Source organism: Micromonospora sp. NPDC047753 (genome assembly GCF_040642735.1).
Taxonomy (GTDB): Bacteria; Actinomycetota; Actinomycetes; order Mycobacteriales; family Micromonosporaceae; genus Micromonospora.
Genome location: NZ_JBEYSL010000325.1, coordinates 1 through 7,901 on the forward strand (window position 1 = coordinate 1; position 7,901 = coordinate 7,901).

The 7,901-nt window shown below is 70.8% G+C and carries 6 protein-coding genes and 1 pseudogene; 3 read left to right on the forward strand and 4 right to left on the reverse strand.

Going from position 1 to position 7,901, the window contains the following annotated elements:
- Nucleotides 1–115 (reverse strand): annotated as a pseudogene (locus ABZ749_RS23920) (1,2-phenylacetyl-CoA epoxidase subunit A); the annotation flags it as partial.
- Between the two features lie 370 nt (nt 116–485).
- Here ABZ749_RS23920 and ABZ749_RS23925 point away from each other — a divergent pair.
- Both ABZ749_RS23925 and ABZ749_RS23930 read left to right on the forward strand, forming a co-directional pair.
- Nucleotides 486–1,475: a hypothetical protein gene (locus tag ABZ749_RS23925; RefSeq protein WP_357231355.1), complete on the forward strand. Its 990-nt coding sequence runs from the start codon at nt 486–488 to the stop codon at nt 1,473–1,475.
- On the forward strand, nt 1,475–2,437 hold the full coding sequence (locus ABZ749_RS23930) for a hypothetical protein (protein WP_357231358.1): 963 nt from the start codon (nt 1,475–1,477) through the stop codon (nt 2,435–2,437). Before ABZ749_RS23925 ends, ABZ749_RS23930 begins: the two co-directional genes overlap by 1 nt.
- A 73-nt stretch (nt 2,438–2,510) precedes the next feature.
- Here the strand turns inward: ABZ749_RS23930 and ABZ749_RS23935 are convergent, their stop codons facing one another.
- The 3 genes from ABZ749_RS23935 to ABZ749_RS23945 are packed head-to-tail and all read right to left on the reverse strand — an operon-like array spanning nt 2,511 to nt 5,356.
- Nucleotides 2,511–3,362 carry a menaquinone biosynthesis protein gene (locus ABZ749_RS23935; RefSeq protein ID WP_357231361.1) on the reverse strand — a complete coding sequence of 284 codons (852 nt, stop codon included), beginning with the start codon at nt 3,360–3,362 and terminating at the stop codon, nt 2,511–2,513.
- Nucleotides 3,314–4,729, reverse strand: coding sequence for an MFS transporter (locus tag ABZ749_RS23940; protein WP_357231364.1), 1,416 nt, complete (start codon nt 4,727–4,729; stop codon nt 3,314–3,316). The genes ABZ749_RS23935 and ABZ749_RS23940 overlap by 49 nt, the downstream gene beginning before the upstream one ends.
- Nucleotides 4,730–4,771: 42 nt before the next feature.
- Nucleotides 4,772–5,356 (reverse strand): winged helix-turn-helix domain-containing protein, encoded by a 585-nt coding sequence (locus ABZ749_RS23945; protein WP_357231367.1) that lies wholly within the window; start codon nt 5,354–5,356, stop codon nt 4,772–4,774.
- 605 nt (nt 5,357–5,961) lie between these two features.
- Between ABZ749_RS23945 and ABZ749_RS23950 the strand changes: the two genes are divergently transcribed.
- A partial coding sequence (locus ABZ749_RS23950) for an AAA family ATPase (protein ID WP_357231370.1) occupies nt 5,962–7,901 on the forward strand: 1,940 nt, incomplete at its 3' end.

Here is a 7,901-nt window from a genome sequence, read left to right on the forward strand (position 1 = left end):
GCCCGCGCGCCGCCGCTGCTCGCAGCTCGGCCTCGGCGGCCTCGACCTCGCCCAGCAGGCCGCCGGGCGCCTCGTCGGTGGCGCCGTCCGGGGCGGAGAAGTCGTTGCCATACATGAGGCTAAGTGTTACAGCTTGCGCCTTGTTGCACCAGGGGGTGTAACAGGAATCCGGCATCCCATCTGTGAGCGGATGAGCGCTTTGCGCTACCTGGGGACCGTTACGTCGCCGTGACCTAGGCCACGGAACAAAGATGAATCACTGCAAAAACCTCATACCGGCCCCATATCCCGCCTTTATCCCAGGTTGCCTAGTGTCGAACCCTGGCGGTCCGCCGGTCCGGACGTAGACTTCTGCCGGACAACCGATCGGCTGCCGACGTCGACATCTCCACAGAGGCCACCTCCCCCGGCCTCGGCGATCGCACCCGATTCGTCCCGACGACAAGCCGGTCCCCCCGGCCCTGACACCTGGAGTTCACCCACTCATGCGATCTCGCGTGACCCTGGTGCTCGCCATCACGGCGGTCGTGCTCGGCGGCGTCCTACTGGTCCCCACCGCGTACGCCCGGCTCGCCAGCGACGACAGCGGCGGAGGCGGTGGAGGCGGCACGTCGAGCGTGGCCGCGCCCGCGCCCACCCCACCACCGCCGCCCACCCTGGCCGCCGGCCCGGTGTCGGTGAGCTTCAAGGGTGAGTTCTTCTCGTGGGCCCTGCTGGACCGGAAGACGGGCAAGATCTCCGGGTCGCCGAACATGACCGCGACCAGCTCCACCGAATCGATGATCAAGGCTTGGATCGTCTCCGACTACCTGCGACAGCTCGGCGACAGGGAGCCGCCCGCAGCGATGAAGAAGATGGCCAGCCTCGCCATCATCGACAGCGATGACGGAGCGGCCAACAAGATCCACGCCGCTGCGGGTGGCTCCTACAAGCCCTCGTCGAGCAGCATTCCCGACGCGGTGATCCAGCGGGCGATCAAGATCTGCGGGCTGACCGACACCAAGCGCGGCAACGTCAAGCCGTACACCGGCTACTGGAGTTTCACCCGGATGTCCCCCCGCGACGCGGCTCGCGTCGGCGACTGCATCGCCGACGGCAAGGCTGCCGGCCCGAAGTGGACCAAGTGGGTGTTGGACCAGATGAGCAAGGTGAGGGGCACCACCGCTGCCAAGGACCAGAAACCCTCGTCCGGTGGTGGCCGCTGGGGGATCATCGACGGTCTACCCAAGTCGATCACCTCCCAGGGCCCGGTCAGCATCAAGAACGGCTGGACCCCCATCTACGGCGACGGCGACTGGCACGTCAACTGCCTCGCCGTCACCAGCAAGTGGAGCCTCGCGGTGATGCTGCGCTACCCGATCAGGACCGGTCTGGACTACGGCGCGAAGGTCTGCGCCAGTGTGGCCACCCAACTGGTCACCCCGCAGCCGGGCGCCGCGCTCAAGGTGCCGCAGCAGCCGGTCGGAAAGCTCTGATGGCCGGCAACCGTCGGGTCGACCGCCGCAACGGCGGCGAGGCCTCCCCGGTTCGGCTGATCGCCGTCGCGGTCATCCTCATCGGGCTGGTCCTGGTGTCGCTGCGACTGCTGCCCGGATCGCCGTTCGAGTCATCCGCCGCGGCCAAGTGGGGCGACGCGGGCTCCGGCACCAGCGACCGCCCCACCGGCTCCGGCACCGACCGCAGCGCCCGCCAGCCGTCCTCGCCGTCGCCGAAGCCCAGCCCGTCGCTGGAGCCGCTGCCGTTCGTGGCGAAGAACCTCGACCTGGACATCGAGGGCTGGTACTCCTGGAGCGTCCTCGACCGCCGAACCGGAAAGATCATCGGTTCGAAGAACATGGGCGAGACCAGCACGACCGCCTCGATGATCAAGGCCTGGATCGTCGCCGACTACCTGCGTCGCGCGGCCGACGCCGGCCAGACCCCGAGCGACGCGAAGCTCGCCGACGCGACGCGGATCATCCGGGACAGCGACAACACCCGGGCCGAACAGTTCTACAACCAGGTCGACCGGGAAGCATCGATCAAGCGGCTCATCTCCATGTGCAAGTTGACCGACAGCAGCGTCGCCCCCGACAAGGGTTGGAGCCGGACGGCGCTCTCCCCCCGGGACACCGCCCGGATGGGCAACTGCATCGTCACCGGCACGGCCGCCGGGCCGAAGTGGACCAAGTGGCTGCTCAACGAGATGAAGCTGGTTCGCGGAGCCGGCGACTTCGGTATCCGCAAGGCCTTCCCGGCCTCCGAGCAGAAGAAGATTGCCATCAAGAACGGGTGGATCGACCGGACCAAGGAGCAGGAGATGCACATCAACTGCCTGGCGATCGGTGACACCTGGACGATGGGCGTGATGGTCAAATACCCGATCAACATGGGCTACGACTACGGCATGAAGAACTGCGAGAAGATCACCGAGGCACTGCTCCGCCCCGGCACCTGAGCCGCTCGGCAGCTCGGCGCTCTGCCGGGCCGGGCTGGCAGCTCGGCGCTCTGCCGGCCCGGCTTGGCGGCGGTCAGCCGGCGAAGAACTCCGGGCCGCCGTCCGGCAGCGCCGGGGCCTCGCCGATGGCGGCGGCCCGACGGGCCCACTCGCGCAGCCCGGTGACCTGCCGCTCGCCGAGGGAAAAGTCGAGGGTCCGGAAGTACGTGGCCAGCGTCTCCGCGTCGAAGGTCTCCCAGCGGGCAGCGGCCTCGGCGACCTGGTCCAACTCGGCCAGGCAGAGATCCCGCGAGCGCAGGAAGGCCTCGTGCACCTCCTTCACCAGGCCCGGGTGGGCGGCGGCGAAGTCGCGGCGGACCGCCCAGACGGCGAAGACCATCGGCAGCCCGGTCCACTCCCGCCACGCCTGCCCGAGGTCGGTGACAGTGAGGCCCTTCTGCGGTGCCTCGTAGTACGCCCGCAGCGCCACGTCCCCGATCAGCACGGCCGCGTCGGCCTCCAGCAGCATCTGGGTCAGGTCCGGCGGGCAGCGGAAGTACTCGGGTCGCACGTTGTACTGCTCGGCGAGCAGCAGCTGAGCCGTCATCACCCCGGTCCGCGAGGTCGAGCCGAGCGCCACCCGGGCGCCGTCCAGCTCGGCGAGCGGCCGGGTGGAGACCATGTTGACCGAGAGCACCGGCCCGTCACTGCCCACCGCCAGGTCCGGCAGGAGCAGCAACTCGTCGGCGTGCTTCAGATACTCCAACAGCGTGATCGGGCCGATGTCGAGGTCGCCGGCGACCAGCGCCGCGCTCAACCGGTCAGGCGAGTCCTTCTGCAGGTCGACGTCGAGCAGGGCACCGGAGCGCATCAGACCCCAGTAGATCGGCAGGCAGTTCAGGAACTGGATGTGCCCGACCCGCGGGCGTGCGATGCGCTCAGCCATGGCCCGACCGTATCCCCGGCCGCCGGCTCCGGCTCGGCGGGCCGGCCCGGAGTGGCCAAGCCCGCACTTGACGACCGTCGAGCCGCCCCGGCTAAGACCGGCACGAAGGCCAGCACCACCAGCAGCCCGACCACACCGGCACCGGCGATCAGCGGCCGAGGCGGGACGACCGCGAGCAACGCCCCGCCGATCAGAAAGCCCGCCATCGAGCCACCCTGCACCGCCGCGCCGTAGCTGGCGTACGCCCGCGCGCGCATCGCCTCTGGTACCCGCCGAGCGGTGAGCAGGTTGGCGAAGACGTTCTCGCCACCGTTGGCCGCACCACCCACCAGCCAGAGCGGCACCAGCACACCTGCCGCCGGCACCGTCGCCGCCAGCAACACCATCAGGCTGCACACGGCCAGAGTGGCCAGCACCCCCCGTACCAACGCGCCGTCGTCGTCGAGCCGCCGGGCAAGTCGCACGGCGAGCCAGGTCCCCGGCAGCATGCCGGCCATCCATGCGGCGCTGACCAGGCCGTACGTGGTCGCCGAGCCCTCCAGGGTCTCGCGGATGAAGAAGACCTCGATCACGTTGATGCCGCCGATCGCCGCGATCACCACGGCAGTGCTCACCACCATGACGAGCATCAACGGATCGCGGCGCAGCCGCCAGCCGACCTCCGTACCCCCCGGGGTTGGCACACCGCCCGAAACGGCCGGGCTGCTGACGTCGGCAGCCCGACTGGCGGCGGTCTCGCTGCTCACGACGGCCTCGCTGGCCGCGGCCTCGCTGGCCGCGGCGGCGGACCGCTGGCCACCGCGTCGGGTCCGCAGGAGTAGGCCCGCGACCACGAGCGCCAGGTAGGTCGCGGCATCGAGAAGCAGCGGTACGCGGGTGCCGAACTGTCCCACCAGCAGGCCGGCCAGCACCGGGCCGCCGAGCGCACCGAGCGATACGGCGGTCTGGCTGATCGCGCTGGCTCGCGGCAGGTCAGCCGGGCGGACCATCGCCGGCAGCAGCGCGGCGAGGCAGGGTTGGGTGACCGCGAGCCCGCAGGCCAGCAGGGCGACGAGCCCTACCACCAGGACCGGTTGCTCGACGACGGCGAGCAGCGCGCAGATTACGGCCTGGCCGAACCCGATGGTCACCAGCAGGGTACGACTGTCCGTCCGGTCGGCGAGTCTGCCCGCGAGTGGGGCGAGCACCACCAGGGGCAGGGTGGCGGCCAGCAGCAGCCCCGACACGGCCAGCCCACCGGCACCGGCACCCTGTAGCGCCAGCGCCAGCGCGGTCGCGGCGAGGAAGTCGCCGCAGATCGTGGTGCCCCGAGCGGCGGCGGCGAGCCAGACGTCCGACCAGCGCGACTCATCAGTTGTGAAGGACATACTTCGAAAATAATCCTTCACAACTGATTCATGCAAGCCTGGCTATGCCAACGGCACCGTCCGGTACTGCACCGCGACAGTGCGCGCCCCCGGCGGTGCGCCACCCTGCCGCCGCCGCGGGTGATACGGCCGGAGCAGCGCCAGCACCGCATCGTTCAACTCGGTCAACTCGTCGGCAGTGAGCAGCACCAGCGTGTCGGTGAACAGGGCCGTGTCGTACCACTCGGCCGGCTCGTCCCCGGCACGCCGCAACCAGTCCCGAGTCCGCTCCATGGCCCGGACCGCATGCGCCTCCACCAGCGCCGCCTCGGCCGCACGCGCCTCAGGCCCGGCATCACGACCCGCCTCGACCAGCACACTCACGCTCGGCACACGCCACAAGCGCTCGCGCGCGTCCCCCCGGCTCGGCGCCTGCTCAACCAGGCCGAACTTCGCCAGCGCCCGCAGGTGGTAACTGGTTGCGCTCGGCGACAGCCCAACGATCTCGGCACATTCGGTGGCAGTCCCACCACTCTCGCGACTGTTCAGGTACTCCATGATCGCGATCCGGGCCGGATGGGCCATCGCCCGCATCACCTGGGGGTCGCTGATCGTCATCCGGCGCGAATCGGAGCGGGCCTCGGTCATACCCCCATGATCCCGGCAGCCTCCCCAACCTGCCATCACCCCCGCGTCCCGCCCGGGCCACCGCGCGTGGGCCGCGCCTTCACCTTCGGCACCGAGCAGGCGGATTCGAGGGCGGGCACGGCTCGACGGGGTGGCCTGAATGGCGAGCGCGGCCTGGCGTCTCAGCACCGCGGCCCACCGACGCGGCGAGTGCGACGTGGCTTCGCGGCGCGGCCCAGCGGCCCAGCGGCGCGGCCCAGCGGCCCGGCCCAGCGGCCCGGTGATCGATTCGGCTTCCTGGAAACCGGGGCGTTGCACCGGCCCAGAGACCGCGACTTCCTGAAAGCCGAGTCGATCACCGGCGTCGCGGCGGTCACGGCATGAGAGGCACGGCCCCCGGGGGGCGGGGCTTGATCGTCCAGCGACAGCCGTCCGGGCGACACGCCGTCTCGGACGGGTGGTCGCGTCGGTAATTCGATGGCTGCGGCGGGTTGGGAAGCGTAGGGTTGCAGGCCGCTTGACGGCCGAGGTGAGCTGCACCGGAACGGACGTCTTCGCGCCGGGCGGCCGGCCATCCGCCCCCGGACACGCGAGCGCGCAGCAGATGTGAACGATGGGACGTCAGCATGCCCGCACTTGACCTCGACACCGACACCGACACCGGCCTCGACGCGGACCTGGCCGCCGAACGCGCACACCTCAGCACCTCGCGGGCGGCACTGGGTCGGATGCGGGAGCGGGCCGAGTCTCTCTTCGCCACCGGTGACCAGGTGGCCGGCGACGCGTACGCGGCCGAGACGCTCGGCCGCACCCTGGCCCGCCGGGTCGCCGAGCTGGCCGACGACCCGACCACTCCGCTCTTCTTCGGCCGCCTCGACTTCGCCGGCGCCCCCGACAACAGCACCACCGACAACAGGACCACAGCCGGCAGGACCACAGCCGGCAGGCCCGCCAGCGAGCCGATCGCACCTGACGCGAACGGCGATCATCACGGTCGGCGGTATCACGTGGGGCGGCGGCATGTCACCGATGATCGTGGTGAGCCGTTGGTGCTGGACTGGCGGGCACCGGTCTCCCGGTCGTTCTACCGGGCCAGTGTGCGGGATCCGCAGGGGGTGGCGGTTCGGCGACGGTTCGGGTTCAGCAATGGTGTGCTGACCAGCTTCGAGGATGAGCGGCTGGATCGGGGCGAAGAGCTCGGTACGACCAGTCGGATCCTCACCGCCGAGATCGAGCGTCCACGCGTCGGGCCGATGCGGGACATCGTCGCCACCATCCAGCCGGAGCAGGACGAGCTGGTCCGGGCTGATCTCGCCGACTCGATCTGTGTGCAGGGCGCGCCGGGTACGGGGAAGACGGCTGTCGGTCTGCACCGGGCCGCGTACCTGCTCTACCTGCACCGGGAGCGGTTGCGGCGGGCGGGTGTGTTGATCGTCGGGCCGAACCGGGCGTTCCTGTCGTACATCGCGGCGGTGCTGCCGGCGCTCGGTGAGGTCGAGGTCGAGCAGGCCACTGTGGAGGAGTTGATTTCCCGGGTGGCGGTTCGGGCGGTCGAGGCGCCGGCGGTGGCCGCGCTCAAACACGACGTACGGATGGCGAGCGTGCTGCGACGCGCCGTGCAGGCGCAGATCGGCACTCCGACCGAATCGATCACCGTGTCGGACGGCTCGTTCCGCTGGCGCATCGGGGTGGAGCCGTTGCACCGGATCGTCGAGGAGACCCGCCGGGAGGGGCTGCCGTACGGCACGGGTCGGGAACGTGTCCAGGCGCGGGTGGTGAGTCTGCTGCAACGGCAGGCCGAGGCGCGGCGTGCGGAGTCGCCCAGCGATGCCTGGCTGCGCCGGATGAGCCGCTGCCGGCCGGTGCTCGACTTCCTGGACGCGGTCTGGCCGTCGCTCACCCCGGAAGGGCTGGTGCACGGCCTGTTCTCCGATCCGGACCGGCTCGCCGCCGCAGCGGACGGGCTGCTCAGCGACGCTGAGCAGGCGCAGTTGACATGGGTGAAGCCGGCCCGCACGCCGAAGGCGACCCGTTGGACCGCTGCCGACGCGGTGCTGATCGACGAGGCGACCGGGCTGCTGGAACGGCTCTCCGGGTTCGGGCACGTGGTGGTGGACGAGGCGCAGGACCTCTCCCCGATGCAGTGTCGGGCCATCGCTCGGCGCAGTGAGCACGGCTCGGTCACGCTCCTCGGTGACCTCGCCCAGGGCACCGCGCCGTGGGCGGCGACGGACTGGAGGGAATCTCTCGCCCATCTGGGCAAGCCGGACGCGGTGGTGGTCCCGTTGACCATCGGGTTCCGGGTGCCCGCCGCAGTCGTCGCTTTCGCGAACCTGCTGCTCCCGGCGCTCGCGGTGGACGTACCGCCGGCTGAGTCGCTGCGCCACGACGGCGGCCTGGATGTGCGTACGGTGACCGACCTGACCTCGGCGACGGTGGCCGAGGTGCGCGCCGCGCTCGCGCACGACGGATCGGTCGGGGTGATCGCCGCGGACGACGCGGTCGACGGCCTGCGCGCGGCGCTGGCCGAGGCCGGTGTCGAGACCGCGACCGCCGACGACGTGGC

Bases quoted from the DNA above. Each gene is read 5' to 3' on its own strand.
- ABZ749_RS23925 (WP_357231355.1), top strand. From the start codon at position 486: ATGCGATCTCGCGTGACCCTGGTGCTCGCCATCACGGCGGTCGTGCTC.
- ABZ749_RS23935 (WP_357231361.1), bottom strand. From the start codon at position 3,362: ATGGCTGAGCGCATCGCACGCCCGCGGGTCGGGCACATCCAGTTCCTG.
- ABZ749_RS23940 (WP_357231364.1), bottom strand. From the start codon at position 4,729: ATGTCCTTCACAACTGATGAGTCGCGCTGGTCGGACGTCTGGCTCGCC.
- ABZ749_RS23945 (WP_357231367.1), bottom strand. From the start codon at position 5,356: ATGACCGAGGCCCGCTCCGATTCGCGCCGGATGACGATCAGCGACCCC.
- ABZ749_RS23930 (WP_357231358.1), top strand. From the start codon at position 1,475: ATGGCCGGCAACCGTCGGGTCGACCGCCGCAACGGCGGCGAGGCCTCC.